The sequence below is a fragment of the Sinomicrobium pectinilyticum genome (assembly GCF_003725735.1).
Taxonomy (GTDB): domain Bacteria; phylum Bacteroidota; class Bacteroidia; order Flavobacteriales; family Flavobacteriaceae; genus Sinomicrobium; species Sinomicrobium pectinilyticum.
On the sequence record NZ_RJTM01000178.1, the window covers coordinates 11,963 to 29,738 of the forward strand.

Below are 17,776 nucleotides of genomic sequence, written 5' to 3' on the forward strand. Positions count from 1 at the left end.
TTACTCATGCTGCAAAAAATTACCCTATTATCCCTCTTTATCTGTGTTTCCTGCTGTGTTAACGCCCAGACAAACAATCTCAGTATTGAAAAGATCATGCAGGACCCCCGCTGGATGGGCACCTTCCCTTCCAATGTACAATGGGACGAACACGGAGAAGCGCTGTATTTTAAATACAACCGGGACAACGACCCCTCGGATTCCCTTTACCGGATAAGAATAAAGTCCCCGCAAACCATTGAAAAGGTAAATGCCAAAGAAGTCATGGCCCTGATCCCGGCAGGCGGAAGCTACAACAAAGCACGGACAAAAAAAATATTCGGCAAAGACAAAAACCTTTTTGTCTACGACTTGAAAAAAAGAGAACAAACAGCGCTTTTGCAGATGGAGAACCCTGTAGGATCTCCGGAATTTCTTGCTGATGAAAACAAAATTGCCTTCCAGGCAGGTAATAACCTCTTTACCTATTCCCTGGCCTCGGGACAATTAAGGCAGGTTACCAGTATTAAGGAAGGGGAAGCAGATAATAAAAAAGAAAAAGAAGTTTCTCCTAAAGAAAAATGGCTCCGGGAAGACAATCTGGAATTGCTCCGGGTGGTCCGTGAAAGGGAGGAAAAACAAGAAACGAGTAAAAAATACCGGGAAATGGTGTCGGAAAAAGAACCTTATACATTCTATTCCGGTGATAAACAAGTATTCAACCTGAAACTGTCCCCGGATGAAAAATTTGCTGTTTTCAGTCTCCGTGCCCGCGGGGACAGCAAAAGAACCATAGTCCCCAATTATATCGATGCTTCCGGGTATACCACCGATCTGAATACCCGTACAAAAGTAGGCGAAGAGACCACAAAGACAGAACTGGCCGTTTACAACCTGCAAAAAGACACCGTGTACATGGTAAGGACAGATGGCCTTCCGGGCCTGAAAGACCTACCGGATTACGTAAAGGATTACCCGGACAGGGAATGGGAACCAAAGGAAAGAGAGATTACGATTTCCGGGGCTTCTTTCTCCCCGAATGGTAAATATATTGTTGTAAATATACGTTCCAGGGACAATAAAGACCGATGGATAGCATTACTCAACCCGGAAGATGGCAGCCTGAAAAACCTGGACAGGCAACGGGACGAGGCCTGGATAGCCGGTCCGGGTATCGGTTGGAGTATGGGAGGCGGCATACTGGGTTGGTTGCCGGATAATAAACATATTTATTTTCAGTCCGAAGAAACGGGATATTCCCACCTGTACCTGCTGGACGTGACCACCGGAAAGAAAAAAGCGTTAACTTCGGGTAATTTCGAAGTCTTTGATCCGTTCTTATCCAAAGACGGAAAACGCTGGTACCTCACGACTTCAGAAGTCCATCCGGGCGAACGCCACTTTTACAGCATGCCTGTTTATGGCGGTAAAATGGAGAAACTCACTTCCATGACCGGGAACAACGAAGTGTCCCTCTCGCCGGACGAAAAACACCTGGCTATACGGCACTCCTACAGCAACAGACCCTGGGAGCTCTATCTCAGAAAAAATACTGCCAATGCAAGGGAAATGCAACTTACCTCCGGACAATCCGACGCCTTTGCCGCTTACCCGTGGCGCGATCCGGAACTCGTACATTTTACTGCAGCAGACGGTACGGAAATCCCGGCCCGGCTGTATGTTCCGGAACAGGATGTAAAAAACAATGCCGCAGTAATATTTGTACATGGTGCGGGATACCTCCAGAATGTACATAAATGGTGGTCTTCCTACTTCAGGGAATACATGTTCCATAACCTGCTTACGGATATGGGCTACACCGTACTGGACATCGATTACCGGGGCAGTGCAGGGTACGGAAGAGACTGGCGCACGGCCATTTACCGGCATATGGGAGGCAAAGACCTTTCTGACCAGGTGGATGGGGCCCGGTTCCTCGTCAGCAAACAGGGGATCGACCCGAAAAGGATAGGTATCTACGGAGGCAGCTATGGTGGTTTTATCACCCTGATGGCCATGTTCAAAGAAGGAGATACCTTCACCTCAGGGGCCGCCCTCAGGTCTGTTACCGACTGGGCGCATTACAACCACGGATACACATCAAATATACTGAACGAACCTTTTAATGACCCTGAAGCATACCGGCGGTCCTCTCCTATCTACTTCGCCGAAGGATTGAAGGGCAACCTGCTCATCGCACATGGCATGGTCGATGTGAATGTACACTTCCAGGATGTGGTCCGGCTTTCGCAGCGTCTGATAGAACTCGGAAAAGACAACTGGGAAATGGCTGTTTACCCTGCGGAAGACCATGGGTTTGTAGAACCGAGCAGCTGGACAGACGAATACAAACGAATCTTAAAGATATTCAACACTACCTTGTTGAAAAACTGACTTTTGACCGGGGCACAAAAACAAGGCCGGGAGCATTGATACTCCCGGCTTTGTGTTATACCGATAAAGTCCTTTTCCGAAAAAGCCTTTAATCCCTACGCCATTTCCTGGTAGCCTCAAAAACGTATTCCAGGATTTTGGCATCTTCCTCGGTAAATGTTGCGTTGCGCCTTGCCGAAGCCTTTTGAGCGGAAGCTATTGCCTTGGATAAAACATACACGCTAAAACCACTCGCCCCTCCCCATGAAAAATCAGGGATAAAATTACGCGGAAGGCCACTGCCATAAATATTGGTATTCACCCCGACAACTGTCCCCGTATTAAACATCGTATTAATACCACATTTGCTATGATCACCCATCATAAGTCCGCAAAACTGCAATCCCGTTTTCCTGAACTCTTCCTCCTCGTAGCTCCACAGTTTTACCTCATCATAGTTGTTTTTCATGTTGGAGTTATTGCTGTCCGCCCCAATATTGCACCATTCTCCCAAAACCGCATTTCCGAGAAAACCTTCGTGTCCTTTATTGGAATAGGAGAAAAGGACCGAATTATTGATCTCCCCGCCCACCTTACAATAAGGGCCTACCGTAGTTGCTCCGTATATTTTCGCTCCCATTTTGACTATGCTTCCTTCGCAAAGGGCAAACCCTCCGCGAATATGGCAACCTTCCATGACCAGGGTATTTTTTCCTATATAAATAGGTCCGTCGGATGCATTCAGCGTAGTAAAATAAAGCTTTGCCCCTTCCTCGATAAATATGTTCTCCGGGGCTATTACCTGCACCCCATCCGGAACAGGCATACTTTTCCTTCCTTTGGTAAGCAATCTGAAATCGGCCAGGAGGGCTTCCCCGTTCCTGGAAAATATATCCCAGGTATTTTTTATCTGTATAGCGCCCCCTTCATATTCCTTCATCCGGAATGTAGAAAAATCTGTCACTTCCGTACCTTCCTCACTGTGATAAGCCACTATGGCTTCCTTCAGCAATATAGCTTCACCGGGCTTTAATTGTTTTATCATATCCACCAGTACGGGTTCGGGCAAAAAAGAGGCATTTATCAGAATATTCTCTTCTTCACGTACGAGTGGAAATTTAACGGAAAGATAATCCTGCGTCAGCGTGGAAACTGTTTTGTTGAGCAGTTTTTCCCATTTTTCCTTTATAGTCAGTATCCCTACCCGGATATCTGCTACCGGCCTTGTAAAGGTAAAGGGCAGGAGCGCATTGCGGGCGGGGCCGTCAAAAAGAATGTAATTCATGTGTGTGAGTTTTCTGTAAAAATAAAAAAACCCCTGATTTCTCAGAGGTTTCTGTATTTTTAAATTCGCAAAAATTACTTCTTGAATTTCGCGTATTTGTTTTTAAACTTATCGATACGTCCGGCAGTATCCACCAACTTGGATTTACCGGTGTAATAAGGATGTGATGTCCTGGAGATCTCCAGTTTTACCAATGGGTATTCGACACCTTCTACCTCTAAAGTCTCTTTAGTATTTGCGGTGGATTTGGTGATAAAAACCTCGTCGTTGGACATGTCTTTGAATGCCACCAATCTATAATTTTCCGGATGTATGCCTTTTTTCATCGCCGTTATATTTATTTCTTTCTCCTAAAATTCGAGGTGCAAATTTAAGTATATTTACAGAATATACAATACCATTTCAAAAAAAATATGCTCTTATAAAAATATTGTATGCAAATGTGTAACAAAATTCCCCGTTATAATCACTAATTAAGTATTTTTAACCAAACTTTTTAATCATGGAAGAAACTCAACGACCGACAACAAGTAAATATGCGATCTTATACGGGCTTCTACTGGGAGGTATCAGTGTTGTCTTAGGTATTATTCTTTACAGCATGGAGCTTCATTATCAGGGAGGTTTAAGTATTCTGGGGGTTAGTTTAGTCATAATGCTGGGCTGTATTATAGTGGGTTTATTACAGTTCAAAAAAGCCAACAACGGCTATATGTCCTTTGGACAAGGCATGAAAATAGGGATAGGTATTTGCCTCATCGGCGGTATAATTTCCATGGCTTATCAGCTTTTACTTTCTCATGTTATTGATCCGGAAATGATGTCAAAACAACTCGAATTGGCACGTATGCAAATGCAGGATTCCAAAATGTCTCAGGAACAGATAGATGCACAACTTGAGATGGCTCAAAAATTTTCTTCTCCTCTTATCCAAATCGCTTTCGGACTATTGATGAGTATTTTCTTCGGTTTTGTTCTATCACTCATTCCTACATTAATAATGAAAAAAAATAATCCCGAAAAAGCGACAAATTATTGATTTAAGACTGGCAAGTCGATAGAGGATTTACAAAGAAAAAATCCCATGAAACAATTTTGCTTAAATTTGGGAAGTATTTTAATATTTGCCCATGAATATATCTGTAGTAATACCACTACTGAATGAACAGGAGTCTTTACGGGAATTACACGATTGGATTGCACGGGTAATGCAATCCAATCGCTTTTCTTATGAGATACTTTTTATTGATGACGGCAGTACGGACGGCTCCTGGGAAACCATATGCGCCCTTGCCGAAGAGAACGAAGCGGTAAAAGGCATCCGTTTTTTCCGCAATTACGGCAAGTCGCAGGCACTGCATGCAGGCTTTCGTATGACCCGCGGTGAAGTGGTGATCACTATGGATGCCGACCTTCAGGACAACCCGGAAGAGATTCCGGGGCTTTACAACCTCATTACCGCACAGCAATACGACCTTGTATCGGGATGGAAAAAAAAACGGTACGATGATATCCTCACCAAAAATATCCCTTCCAAACTGTTTAACTGGGCGGCGAGAAAAACTTCGGGACTGAAACTTCACGATTTTAACTGCGGCCTGAAAGCCTACAGAAAAGAGGTCATAAAGAACATTGAAGTCTACGGTGAAATGCACCGTTATATTCCTGTTCTTGCCAAAAATGCGGGATTTACCCGGATCGAAGAAAAAATAGTACAGCACCAGTCCCGGAAATACGGAAAAACCAAATTTGGCATGGAACGCTTTATTCACGGCTTCCTTGACCTGATTACCATCTGGTTCCTCTCCCGCTTCGGAAAACGTCCCATGCACCTGTTCGGAGCATTGGGCGTGGTCATGTTCCTGATCGGTTTTTTATCTGCCGGTTACATAGGGATCGACAAGCTCTACAAGCTTTATCACCACCAGCCCACTATACTGGTAACACAGAATCCGTGGTTTTTCATAGCTTTGGTCACCATGATCATCGGTTCGCAATTATTTCTGGCCGGATTTCTCGGCGAAATCATACTACGTACAAAAACAAACAACGACAGGTATAAGATATCGGATATTCTGAACGTTGATGTTCGTAAAGAAGAACAAAAGGAAGGACAGGACAATATAAAAAACAGTATTCCCGGATAAAAGAGAAAACGTATTCATTTGAGATAGTCCGGATTCCGAATAATGAACTTACAATAAATCGAAAAAATGCAAGTAGACGAAAAAATTCTCGAAAAGGTAAACGAGTGGCTCAGCCCGGCATTTGACGAGGCAACCAAAGAAAATATAAGACAATTAATGGAAAACTCTCCCAAAGAACTTACGGAGAGCTTTTATAAAGACCTGGAATTCGGTACCGGTGGTATGCGCGGCATTATGGGTACGGGAAGTAACCGGATCAATAAATATACCCTGGGGAAAAACACCCAGGGATTAAGCAATTACCTTAAAAAGGTTTATCCGGACAAGGAGCTGAAAGTAGCTATTGCCTACGATTGCCGCCATAACAGTGATACCCTGGCCAACGTAGTGGCAGAGGTATTCTCCGCCAATGACATTAAAGTATACCTGTTCTCAGCTCTGCGCCCTACTCCCGAACTTTCTTTTGCCGTAAAACACCTCAACTGCCACTGCGGTATTGTACTTACCGCATCGCATAACCCGCCGGAATATAACGGGTATAAAGTATACTGGACAGACGGCGGACAAATAGTACCCCCTCAGGATGCGGAGATCATTGCGGAAATTAACAGCCTTTCTTTTGAGGACATCCGGTTTTCACCGAAAAAGGAACTCATTTCCTATATAGATAAAGAGGTGGACGAAGCATTTATTTCAGCCTCCGTGAAAAACGGCAGCTTTAATGCCAAAGGAAAAGACGATTTTAAAATAGTGTTTACTTCCCTGCACGGAACCTCTATTACCATTATGCCCGAAGTCCTGGAAAGAGCCGGGTATAAGAACGTTTATGTCGTTGAAGAACAGTCCGCCCCGGACGGTGATTTCCCCACCGTAAAATCTCCTAACCCCGAAGAGCCGGAGGCCCTGACCATAGCCATGAAAAAGGCAGAAGAAACCGGGGCTGACATGGTTATCGGTACTGATCCCGACAGCGACCGCCTCGGTATAGCCGTTAGGGACAACGAAGGAAAACTCATCCTCCTCAACGGCAACCAGACCATGGTATTAATGACCCGTTTTTTACTGGATCAATGGAAAAAAGAAGGCAGGATTACAGGAAAAGAGTTCATCGGCTCTACCATAGTGTCCACTCCTATGATGAACAGGCTGGCCGAAGCTTACGGCGTAGAATGCAAAACCGGGCTTACGGGATTCAAATGGATCGCCAAAATGATAAAAGATCATCCGCAACAACCGTTTATTGGCGGAGGCGAAGAAAGTTTCGGCTTTATGGTGGGCGATTTTGTTCGGGACAAAGATGCTATTACATCGTCTCTCCTGGCATGTGAAATAGCCTCGGAAGCCAAAGCGGAAGGCAGTTCCCTCTATCAAAAACTGCTGGAGATGTATGTAGATTTCAGGTTCTATAAAGAACACCTCGTTTCCCTGGTAAAAAAAGGTATGGAAGGCGCCGAAGAGATAAAACAAATCATGACGGACCTGAGGAACAAACCCTTACAACAGATCAATGGTTCCCGGGTTACCCTCGTAGAAGATTACCAGAGTTCCGTGGCACGAAATATGATAACAGGAAAAGAGAAAACCATAGACATTCCCAAATCCAATGTGCTTATCTATTATACCGAAGACGGCAGTAAGATTGCTGCCAGGCCCAGCGGAACCGAACCGAAAATAAAATTTTATATAAGCGTCAATACCGATCTGGCTTCGACAGACCGGTTTGAAGCAACCGACAAAACATTGCGCCAAAAAATAGACAATATTGTCCTGGACCTGGGAATAGAGGCTTAGTCTCTGTCTGCTTACTTTTGATCTTTCCCCGTGGCTTCCCCCCCGGGAAAACATGTTTAAAAACATTTTTTGAATGGATTATTTTAAAAAGATTTTTCGATTTGCCCGGCCATACCGACAGTATGCGGTGCTCAATGTTATCTGTAACATTCTGTATGCATTGTTCGCCACCCTTTCTATGGTTTCCCTGATCCCCATGATTACCGTACTGTTCGGCGAAGCGGAAAATATCACCACTCCCCCGGTCTATGGAGGTATCGGACATCTGAAATCATTCCTGGAGGATTACCTCAATTATTATATTACCACCACCGGAAACAGCAGGGGGCCTGAATATACACTGGGAGTAATGGTTGCTATCATTATCTCTTTGTTCTTATTGAAAAACCTTTTCAATTACCTGGCCATGTTCTTCATAACTTTCCTGCGAAACGGCGTATTGAAGGATCTGAGAAATGCCATGTATAAGAAGGTGGTGGAACTGCCCATAGCCTATTTTTCGGAAAAGAGAAAAGGCGACGTTATAGCACGTATATCTTCGGATGTACTGGAAATACAGCATTCTTTTCTCTCCATTCTGGAACTGATCGTAAGGGAGCCTCTTACTATTATTTTCACTATCGTAACGATGTTTGCGCTAAGCCCGAAGCTCACCCTCTTTGTCTTCGTTTTTGTGCCCATTTCCGGTTTTATCATATCCGTGATAGGCAAAAGGCTGAAAAAACAGTCGGACCAGGCACAACTGGAACAGGGATATTTTTTATCGATTATAGAAGAGACACTGGGAGGCCTAAAAGTAATCAAGGGATTTAATTCGGAGAACTATTTCTACAACCGTTTCCAGGATTCCACAAAACGGTTCTATCAATTGTCCAATTCCATACTCAACCGCCAGAACCTGGCTTCCCCTACGAGCGAATTTCTGGGTATTATCGTTATTGCCATTTTATTGTGGTATGGTGGCCATATGGTCCTGGTAGAAGGAAGCCTTAACGGCCCTACTTTTATTGCTTACATAGGACTGGCATACAATATACTCACCCCGGCAAAAGCGATTTCCAAAGCCTCTTACGGTGTAAAAAAGGGGAACGCTGCCGCAGAACGGGTCCTTACCATCCTGGAGGAAAAAAACCCTATTGCTGACGCTCCGGACGCCATATCAAAAAACAGTTTCGAACGGGATATCCGGATAGAGCATATTAACTTTCAATACGAAGAGGAAAAGGTACTCAAAGATTTTTCCCTGCACATTCCAAAAGGAAAAACCGTAGCCCTCGTAGGCCAATCGGGCAGTGGAAAAAGTACCATAGCCAACCTGCTTACACGCTTTTACGATGTACAGGACGGAAATATTTCCATAGACGGCACCGATATCCGTAACATGGAACTCCACTCGCTCAGGGGATTAATGGGACTGGTAACCCAGGATTCTATACTGTTTAACGATACCATAAAGGCCAATGTTTCTCTCGGGAAAGAAAATGCTACGGACGAAGAGATCATAGAAGCCCTTAAAGTGGCCAACGCCTATGAGTTTGTCTCTATTCTGCCACAGGGCATATATACTAATATCGGAGATAGCGGGAACAAACTCTCCGGGGGACAAAAACAGAGACTCAGCATTGCCCGGGCCGTATTGAAAAATCCACCTATAATGATATTGGATGAAGCCACTTCCGCACTGGATACGGAAAGCGAGAAACTGGTGCAAAAAGCTCTGGAAAATATGATGAAAAACAGGACTTCCGTAGTTATAGCACACAGGCTTTCCACCATACAGAATGCGGATCTCATCGTAGTCATGCAAAAAGGAGAAATTGCCGAACAGGGTACGCATGGCGAATTAATGAACAGAAATGGTACCTATAAGAAACTGGTGGACATGCAGTCGTTTGACTAAACTACCTTCCGGACGGTAAGGGGGAAGATTAAAATCGGGACTGGCAGATCATTCAGCGGTACAAAAAAGCACAAAAAAACATCCGCCCTTTCGGGCGGATGCTACTTCCACAGTAAGACTTGGGCTTTTTTCACCCTATATAAAGCAAAAAAAGAATTGGTTGGTCAAAAAGTTGTCCCGAAGATAATTATATTTTTTCATATTTATTTATAAATAGTATAAAAAACAATCATTAAACATAACTATACCCTGTTTTTTTGTTAATTTAATATTTTTAAACTTTTCAATATTCCTATGGTCTAAACCATACATAATTATGGTATCAGATTCGACATTAGTACGCCAGTTAAAAGACAACGACACACGGGAGCAGGCTTTCAGAGCCTTAGTTTCCCTGTATAAAGCGAGATTGTACTGGCATATCCGGAGGACGGTAATTGACCATGACGATACAGATGATGTCCTTCAGAACACCTTTATAAAAATATACCGGAATATCGATAAATTCAAAGAAGAAAGCAGCCTGTTCTCCTGGATGTACCGCATCGCCATAAATGAATCCATTACATTCCTCAATGCCAAGGCAAAAAGAAAAGGCATTGACAGTACGGAACTGCAGGAGTCCCTGGTGGCAAACCTGAAGGCCGACATTTATTTCAGCGGAGACGAAATACAGCTTAAACTGCAACAAGCCATAGCCAAATTGCCGGAAAAACAGAAACTGGTATTCAATATGAAGTATTTTGAAGGGATAACTTATGAGGAGATGTCCGGTATACTGGATACTTCCGTGGGCGCCCTGAAGGCTTCATACCACCATGCCGTAAAAAAAATAGAGCACTTTTTAACAGAAGATTAAACCTTCTATCTTTAAAACAGTCAAATAGTTATGAACCCTAAGAAAAAAAATAACCAAAGTGGATTCCGGATCCCGGAGGACTATTTTGACACTCTGGAGGAGCGGATTTTACAATCGGTCTCCGCAAGCCGGAATATTCCCGGACAGGATGGCTTTGAAGCCCCTTCCGGTTATATGGAACAGCTGGACGATCGCCTCTTTAGTGCTATCAGAGAAGAAGAGGAAAGGAACAGAGGTTCGGTTCGTGATAAAAAAGTCCCCGTTTTCACGCTCCGCAGGGTCGTGTATTCCATATCGGCAGTAGCTGCCATCATCCTGATCATGCTGGCCATATTCCCTGCCATCCTATCTCCCGAAAGGTCCGGCGATGCCTATTCCATATCCAGTATAAAACCGGAAGAGGTGGAATTTTACATAGAAAACCATATGCTGCCCGTATACCCGGAAAATATTACCGATGTATTTGATACTACCGACCTCAACGCCATAAGTTTTTCTTCTATTAAAGAGGAAGAGCTTATCAATTACCTGGAAGAAAACATGATTAATTATTCCGAAATAAATTTAAACCAATGATCCCCCGGCAACCCTGTACTCATAAAAATCCAAGATTAATGAAAGTATCAAAGATCCTGTTTTTTACGCTCTTCCTGCTGTTTTTCTCCGCAACGGGGCACACACAGGAAAAGAGCAAAAAAGAACGCATAAGAGCCCTGAAAGTAGCTTATATTACCGAAAAGCTTTCTCTCACTACAGAGGAAGCCCAAAAATTGTGGCCTGTCTACAATAAGTATTATGATAATGTTTCGGAGCTGTGGCACCAGGAGTATAAAAACATTAAACAACCTATACGAAACGGGGATATCAACAACATGTCCGAAGCGGAAGTCAATCGTTTACTGGCAGAACTGGAAGACATTGAAAATCAGATCTGCAAAGAAAACATGCAGCTTACCCGAAACCTCAAAGGAGTTTTACCTGCCAGGAAAATCCTGCTCCTGAAAAGGGCAGAAAAAGATTTCAGCAGGGAACTGTTACATAAGCTTAAACGGCAGGAAGACAAGGAAAAACAACATTAGAACCGGGGTAAACACAAAGAGATGAATGAGGTTTCAAAAAATCCGGAAACTGTCATTCCGAACCTCTTTTCAGGTCGATATACTTTTTTCTTTGTTTTTCCGTACTACCATAATTTATCGTTGTACACTCTCGTATAAGCGGCATAATACCACCACCTATACGAAACCAGACAAAGGGCGGTTGAAAAGCCTTCAGCCGCCCTTTGGTTTGGTGTTACTCCCCCTGATACTTCTAAATAAAGGGAAGCGGATCCAAAAGAAATCCCTTGGAATATATCCTCTCTGCTTATTACTCCTTTCCGAAGCTATAGGTAGTGAAATGCCATATAAATTCATATTTCTTGTCTTTATATGTTCCGGGCACCTGTTCCTTATAAGATGTTTCCACCACGTAAGTATCTTTCCACGGCATAGCGAAAGAAACTTTACCCTGCTCATCCGTATGCAAGGTTTTTGACCATCCTTCCGGAAGGAAAACCTTCAATTCATTTTCCGCCAAGGGTTTTCCGTCGTAAATGACCTGCAGGACAATCTCTTCTCCTTCCTTTTCGGGTATTATTTCCAGTTTGGACAAAGAAGATATTCCGGTGGCATTTTTATCTTCCTTACCTACATGTACCGTAGCAACCGAAGCGTATTCGGTTTTAAAAATCCCCAGGTCGTACTGGGTATAGTCCACCACCTCCAGGTTGTTATTGGTGAGGACTACACGATAAATTCCCGGGGCTCCAGGTGTAAAAGATGCACTGTAATGGTCGGTGGCCGCTTTTTTATCCAGTGTGGTTTTATTGCCGTCCGGGGCAATCAGGTGCAGGGTAAAGTCTTCGGCAAAGGTGAAATGCCCGTCTGTTTTCTCCCGCTCTCCGTAACTGTACTCTCCGAAAAATACTTTTACCTCATGCTTTTTGTTCAGTTTACCCGTAGCTTTTGTCTCCAGCCACAGAAAGTGAGCGTTTGCCTGTTGCAGTGCCAGAACAGCTACTAATGCCAATATTATTTTTTTCATCTTTCTACTTTTTGGTTATGTTATTTATATATTAAACTTCAGTACATGATAAAACCTGGTTTCCATAAATGCCGGGAGACTTTTTACCCTGACTATACGGGAAAATCGGTCTGTCGTTAACTCTGCCGTATATTAAAGCACAGAACATGTTCAGAAATGGTATCCCAGTGTCAAACGGAAGTTCCTTCCGGGCTCATTCTGCTGCGAATAATAAAAACGGGTATTGTCTCCTGTACCTGCCTGATAAGAGGAACCGGAAAACAGGTATTCGTTGAGCAGGTTATTAATGTTCAGGGCTACGGAAAACTTGTCATTTGCCCAGCTCAGGGCCCCATCCAGGCGGAAGTAATCCGGTAAGGTCTGGGCTCCCGTCACTCCCCATACAGAATCCCAGGAAGCGCGTTTTGCCATATACAGATATCCGCCGGAAATGCTAAGCCCTTGTAATGGACTGTAATCTCCGAAAGTATATTTCAGCCAGCCGTTTGTCATATGCCTGGCATGACCGCTTACGCGGTTACCCACCAGACTTTCATCGGTATCCTTGCTTATTCTTACATCCGTATAGGCATAGTTAAAGATAAGGTTCAATCCGGATACTACTTCCCCCTGGAGGTCGAATTCTCCTCCCATGGATTTTACTTCTCCTAATTGTACAGAACTGTTTAAAGGATCTTCAGGGTCCGCAGTCAACATATTTTCTTTAGTGATTCTGAAATATGAAAAGGATGTATTCCACTTTCCGTCGAACCATTTCTTCTTAATCCCTCCTTCAATATTATTCCCTTCTATCGGGTCAAAGGCCTTACCGCTTCTGTCCGTTCCGGATTGAGGCAGAAAAGCCTGGTCGAACAATCCGTAAACGGAAGTATTGTCATCTATGGAAAAACTCAGGCCTGCACGCGGGGTAAATTTACCATCTGAAGTACTTTCATTATACATACTTTCCTGCAGATCGGTATAGCGGCCTGCCAGGGTAAGACGGAGACGGTCTTCCAGAAAACCGAGTTCGTCCTGAACATAATAGGCCGTATATTGCTGTTGCCCGAATGTTCCGGCTGTCCCCGCACGTTTACGGATGCTGGTCTCATGGTCCAGTTCGGGAATTACAGCCTGAGAATTATCCGGGGCATAGATATTAAAAGGCTGGTTAACATCGATCAGATGTGACTCCCCCCAATCGTACCATACATCCTTGGAACCCACATCAATGCCGGCAAGTATGTGGTGTGAAACGGCCCCGGTCTGTACTTCCCCATTCACAAAAACCTGTCCGAGTTTGTGCTCTTCCAATCCGTCAAAAATATATAATCTCCGGTATACATCACCGTTTTCTTCCACCGCATCCGGCCAAATATCCGAACTTACCTGGGTGCCGTACAGGTACCCGAGTTGGGCAGTCAATTTCCAGTTTTCATCCAGTTTATGCTCAAAAGTCACAAAGGCGGAATGCTCCTTGTTTAAAGAAGGATCTATTCCCGGATGCGTCAGACTGAAATCTCTCGGCAGGTCTTTATACCCCTCTGGCGAAAAAACATAAGGTGAGCCCAGGTCGGGTACCCTGGAGTGATAATAGGTATATTGTGCCGTAATACTTGTGTTTTCATTAAAACGGTACTTCAGGGACGGGGCCAGAATGTATTTGTCGTGAAACCCATATTTCTGGAAGGTTTTCTGGGTATGCCCTACCCCATTGAAACGATAAAGCAATTTTCCTGCCTTATCCACTTTTCCTCCTATATCCACGGTGGCCCTTTGCAGGCCGTAACTGCCGGTAGAAAGCGTTACTTCCCTCCTGGGGTTTTCGGTCGGACGCTTCGTCACTACGTTATATAGTCCCGCCGGTTCTCCGGCGGACAGCATAAAGCCTGCGGGACCTTTTATGATCTCTATACGTTCCACCGTTGCCATGTCTTCGGCTACAGGCCCCCACTGTGTGGTAAAGTTCATTCCGTTACGAAATGCCGGAATCCGGAAACCACGCATATTTACACGGGCATAATTACCCCAGTGTTCCAGAAGCATCACACCGCTGACATTTCGTCCGACCCCTTCACGCATTCCGAAAATCTGCTGGTCCCTGAGAACGTCATCGGTGATCACCTGTATGTTCTGAGGTATTTTTATAAGCTCCTGGTTCAGGCGAAGACTGAAGGATATATTCTCTACTTTGTACTTCTCCTTTCGGTGCCCGGACAGTATAACTTCACTCAACTGGCTCACCTCCGGTTCCAGTTCGAAATTTACCAGGCGGTTGCTTCCCGGCTCTAATGTTATGTGTTGCTGAGCAGTCTTATAACCGACAACGGAAACCTTAACGGTATAGGAACCGAAATGCAGGTTTTTAATCTCATAATATCCGTCAGGGTTAGAAGAAACCCCGCGACCTGAATTTTCCAAAACCACATTGGCACCTTCTACGAGGTTACCTTCCTTATCTGTGATATAACCACGTAACAGGGCCTGATTTTGCTGTGCAACGGTGCAAAACGAAATCACGGTAAAACAGACAACAAGTATGAATCTGATTTTCATTTCAATCTATTTTTATTTAGACTTAATTAATGAAATACAAATCTATTTAAGGAAAAGTTAACAACAAAACCCTTTCCGTTATTTTTCCTTTTTAAGTTATATTTAAAACTAAAAAAGGAATTCGGCACAACTTTATAAATCTCCGAATACCACAGTTCTTCCGTGTTGTGATCCGTCCCTATTCTACAGGTGCAAGATTTTCCCTGTGCGCAGTCTTCTTCGGGCCTTTGTTTAAAACGGGAGATTTTTTTTGTCTTTTCAGTTTCAGGGCAACAATCAGTGCAGTAGCAGAAAGCAGTACCCAGAACACATCTACAAAAAAGATATCGTAGTACCCGACCCGGAACGTGACCCACATCCAGTTACCGGCTACTATTCCGTTTACTACAGGAACCAGGAAACCTATCAGTGCACCGCTGATAAGCGTGTACTTATTGGTAAAATAATTATCTCTTTTAAGGGTAAACAATACCGAAAGAAGCAGCCAACTGTAAAAGAATATCTGGTAAATACGGGTCATTCGTGACGCATCGAAGTCCGGTACAAACACTTTTACACCGACAAAGGTAATGGCCGTTGCCGGGAACATGCTAAGGCATATTGCCAGGTATATCCATACCAGCCAGGAGTTGAAACGCCTTTTTTTCTCCGAAACACTCTTTTTATCCCTGGCAACGAGCCATATCATTATCCCGGAAATAATGACAAAACAGGAGACCAGGCCTAGGATAAAATAAATAATGCGCAACCCTAGGCCACCATAATCCCCGAAATGCAGTTTGGCCAGTACATTCGTGGCCCCGTCCAGGTAAGAAGTATTGTTAAAGGGATCTTTCTCCTCTATTATTTCACCTGTAGACGCCTTGAGCACCATTTTTCCCTTACCTGCAAAACTCCGGTGGTTCAAAGGAAATCCTTCTACGGCAACATGCATATTCGCATCCCCGTAATTGAAAACTGTTACGGACCGGATATCAAAATCCTTCCACTTGTTACGCACCTTATTAACCAGTTCATTAATATGTACAGGGCCCTGCTGCTTCTCCATGAGCATGGGATACCCGCCCCCCACACCGAAATCTTCATACATTTCGGCTGTATTATTATTATAGAACAGTGCTACCACCGGAGGGGCCATCACCGTAGTACTGATTATCAGATAAGTGCCGGTAAGGGCAAATACAAACTGGTAGGGCAGCCCTATGATTCCCAGTGCCGTATGCGCATCTGTCCAGACAGTCTTCCATTTTGTTCCCGGGCGGAAAATATAAAAGTTGGACACAATTTTATTCCAATGTACCAGGACTCCCGTTATTACGGCAAACAAAAAGAAGAAGGCAACAAGACCTGCCAACAGATAACCGGACGTTCCGAAAAAGTTGAGCTGTGCAAAGAAATGCAAACGGTAGAGAAATTCCCCGATGGAATAGGAACCGGGATAACTATAGTTCCCGAAGTTCTTTTTATCCATATAAAAGAATGCCCCTGTTGCTGCTTCTTTCGGCGCGAGGCTATCCTTGGAAGGAGTCAGGCTTACGGCCACCCTTCTTTCCTGGTAATGCTGATTAAAGGTAATATCCCTCCCGTAAGCTGCTTCCCTGCTGTTTATCGTATCGAGCAACAGGTCGAAATTCACTTCCGTCAGTCCTCTTTCCTGTACGGGTTCGTTTCGTTCCCAGCTTATGATCTCGTCACGAAAGAAAGAAAATGACCCTGCAAAAAATATGACATAAAGGGCAGCGCTGATAATAATCCCGCTTATGGTATGAATATTAAAAAGAACATTGTAGATTCTGTTGTTCATCAGGTCCCGAATTGTAATTGTGGCTTCAATAGCTATTCATATCTCCGGCTACTCCTCATCCCGCCAGTCCAAAGGTTTTTCCCAGGTAAATACATCCCGAAAAAAGAAGTGTCAGAAACAGGTAGATTGCCCATATTTTCCAACCGTTTTTCACCAGAAAAGCGAGCAGGAACAAAACACACCAAAGCAGAAAACCGGCATATCTCAGGGTCATCAGCACATTGACATGGTTTATCCAATAGGCCAGGCCAATGTGAAGAGACACGGTAACCATATATCCGCCGATAAATCCCGCACTTATTTTAGCGAAACGCTGACTGACGGAGGTTGTCAAATATTTTTTATTGGCAGGCATAATCCTAGAGGAATTCAAAAGTTATCGCAAGAATCAGTATCAGGACAAGTGCCTGATAACGTATAAAACGCAACGGAGTTACCATCACGATCAGGCTCCCCAGGGTCATTAATATCACGAAAAAAGCAAAAATGCCTGCCCCGACCCCGTAATGAAATACGGAAAGTACCAGGGCAATAAACAACAGAATTAACCCTGCCGCTTTACTTTCCCTCCCATGGGCCTGCATCCACTTCTCTATCTTAAGGGAACGACTTAACATTGCTCTCTTTGAAGTATTGTAGAGTGTATAAAAACCTAAAAAAGTAATGGCAACAACCAAGCTAGTCATATGTCGTACAGTTTATTTTGACTAAATCTAAACAATCGCAAATATAATAACGGAATACAGACAATCCAATTTTATTTAGATTAATTTCAAATCACCTCATGCTTTACTTTCCGGAGACTGTTATGGAGTTTTTTAGTTGGGGAGTTTGGAGTTCGGGAGTCATTAATTGCCGAATCGGTAATTCCGGGGCTGCGATGTACTTCCGTCACAACGGGAGCCTTCATCCTCCACGGAACAGCCACCGCCAACACTACCCCATAAATGAGAACCCAAGTAAAAATCACACCTTCTAAGAAGGTGGCTTTGGCTAGCCCCCATAGGGGACCTCTATG

At 44.0% G+C, this 17,776-nt stretch carries 15 protein-coding genes; 8 read left to right on the forward strand and 7 right to left on the reverse strand.

Translation table 11 applies throughout. The features are described from left to right. Window positions 1-6: 6 nt before the first annotated feature. Window positions 7-2,373 carry a S9 family peptidase gene (locus tag ED312_RS22060; RefSeq protein ID WP_123218186.1) on the forward strand — a complete coding sequence of 789 codons (2,367 nt, stop codon included), beginning with the start codon at window positions 7-9 and terminating at the stop codon, window positions 2,371-2,373. 88 nt (window positions 2,374-2,461) lie between these two features. On the opposite strand, the gene ED312_RS22065 is transcribed toward ED312_RS22060, so the two are convergent. Both ED312_RS22065 and ED312_RS22070 read right to left on the reverse strand, forming a co-directional pair. Continuing rightward, window positions 2,462-3,637 (reverse strand): GlmU family protein, encoded by a 1,176-nt coding sequence (locus tag ED312_RS22065; RefSeq protein WP_123218187.1) that lies wholly within the window; start codon window positions 3,635-3,637, stop codon window positions 2,462-2,464. A 74-nt stretch (window positions 3,638-3,711) separates the two neighbouring features. Next, window positions 3,712-3,963, reverse strand: a complete 252-nt coding sequence (locus ED312_RS22070) for a type B 50S ribosomal protein L31 (protein WP_123218188.1) — start codon at window positions 3,961-3,963, stop codon at window positions 3,712-3,714. Between the two features lie 176 nt (window positions 3,964-4,139). Here ED312_RS22070 and ED312_RS22075 point away from each other — a divergent pair, with 176 nt between their 5' ends. The 7 genes from ED312_RS22075 (at window position 4,140) to ED312_RS22105 (ending at window position 11,413) form a co-directional block, all read left to right on the forward strand. Further along, entirely contained in the window at window positions 4,140-4,676 is a 537-nt protein-coding gene (locus tag ED312_RS22075; protein WP_123218189.1) for a DUF4199 domain-containing protein, read from the forward strand. A 91-nt stretch (window positions 4,677-4,767) separates the two neighbouring features. Further along, window positions 4,768-5,784: a glycosyltransferase family 2 protein gene (locus ED312_RS22080; protein WP_123218190.1), complete on the forward strand. Its 1,017-nt coding sequence runs from the start codon at window positions 4,768-4,770 to the stop codon at window positions 5,782-5,784. A 66-nt stretch (window positions 5,785-5,850) separates the two neighbouring features. Beyond that, window positions 5,851-7,575, forward strand: coding sequence for a phospho-sugar mutase (locus ED312_RS22085; RefSeq protein ID WP_123218191.1), 1,725 nt, complete (start codon window positions 5,851-5,853; stop codon window positions 7,573-7,575). A gap of 73 nt (window positions 7,576-7,648) precedes the next feature. Continuing rightward, a complete protein-coding gene (locus ED312_RS22090) occupies window positions 7,649-9,475 on the forward strand; it encodes an ABC transporter ATP-binding protein (RefSeq protein ID WP_123218192.1) in 1,827 nt (608 codons plus the stop codon). 316 nt (window positions 9,476-9,791) lie between these two features. Then, a complete protein-coding gene (locus ED312_RS22095) occupies window positions 9,792-10,334 on the forward strand; it encodes an RNA polymerase sigma factor (RefSeq protein ID WP_123218193.1) in 543 nt (180 codons plus the stop codon). A 30-nt stretch (window positions 10,335-10,364) separates the two neighbouring features. Beyond that, window positions 10,365-10,910, forward strand: a complete 546-nt coding sequence (locus tag ED312_RS22100) for a hypothetical protein (protein ID WP_123218194.1) — start codon at window positions 10,365-10,367, stop codon at window positions 10,908-10,910. 38 nt (window positions 10,911-10,948) lie between these two features. Beyond that, a complete protein-coding gene (locus tag ED312_RS22105) occupies window positions 10,949-11,413 on the forward strand; it encodes a sensor of ECF-type sigma factor (protein WP_123218195.1) in 465 nt (154 codons plus the stop codon). A gap of 289 nt (window positions 11,414-11,702) precedes the next feature. Here the strand turns inward: ED312_RS22105 and ED312_RS22110 are convergent, their stop codons facing one another. From ED312_RS22110 to ED312_RS22130, 5 genes are all read right to left on the reverse strand, one after another. Continuing rightward, window positions 11,703-12,419, reverse strand: a complete 717-nt coding sequence (locus ED312_RS22110) for a DUF4198 domain-containing protein (protein ID WP_123218196.1) — start codon at window positions 12,417-12,419, stop codon at window positions 11,703-11,705. A 150-nt stretch (window positions 12,420-12,569) separates the two neighbouring features. After that, window positions 12,570-14,954 carry a TonB-dependent siderophore receptor gene (locus ED312_RS22115; RefSeq protein ID WP_123218197.1) on the reverse strand — a complete coding sequence of 795 codons (2,385 nt, stop codon included), beginning with the start codon at window positions 14,952-14,954 and terminating at the stop codon, window positions 12,570-12,572. 178 nt (window positions 14,955-15,132) lie between these two features. Then, complete coding sequence (locus ED312_RS22120) at window positions 15,133-16,758, reverse strand: PepSY-associated TM helix domain-containing protein (RefSeq protein ID WP_123218198.1); 1,626 nt, start codon at window positions 16,756-16,758, stop codon at window positions 15,133-15,135. Window positions 16,759-16,813: 55 nt separating this feature from the next. After that, window positions 16,814-17,113 carry a hypothetical protein gene (locus tag ED312_RS22125; protein WP_123218199.1) on the reverse strand — a complete coding sequence of 100 codons (300 nt, stop codon included), beginning with the start codon at window positions 17,111-17,113 and terminating at the stop codon, window positions 16,814-16,816. A 4-nt stretch (window positions 17,114-17,117) separates the two neighbouring features. Beyond that, window positions 17,118-17,444, reverse strand: coding sequence for a hypothetical protein (locus tag ED312_RS22130; RefSeq protein ID WP_123218200.1), 327 nt, complete (start codon window positions 17,442-17,444; stop codon window positions 17,118-17,120). Window positions 17,445-17,776 lie beyond the last annotated feature (332 nt).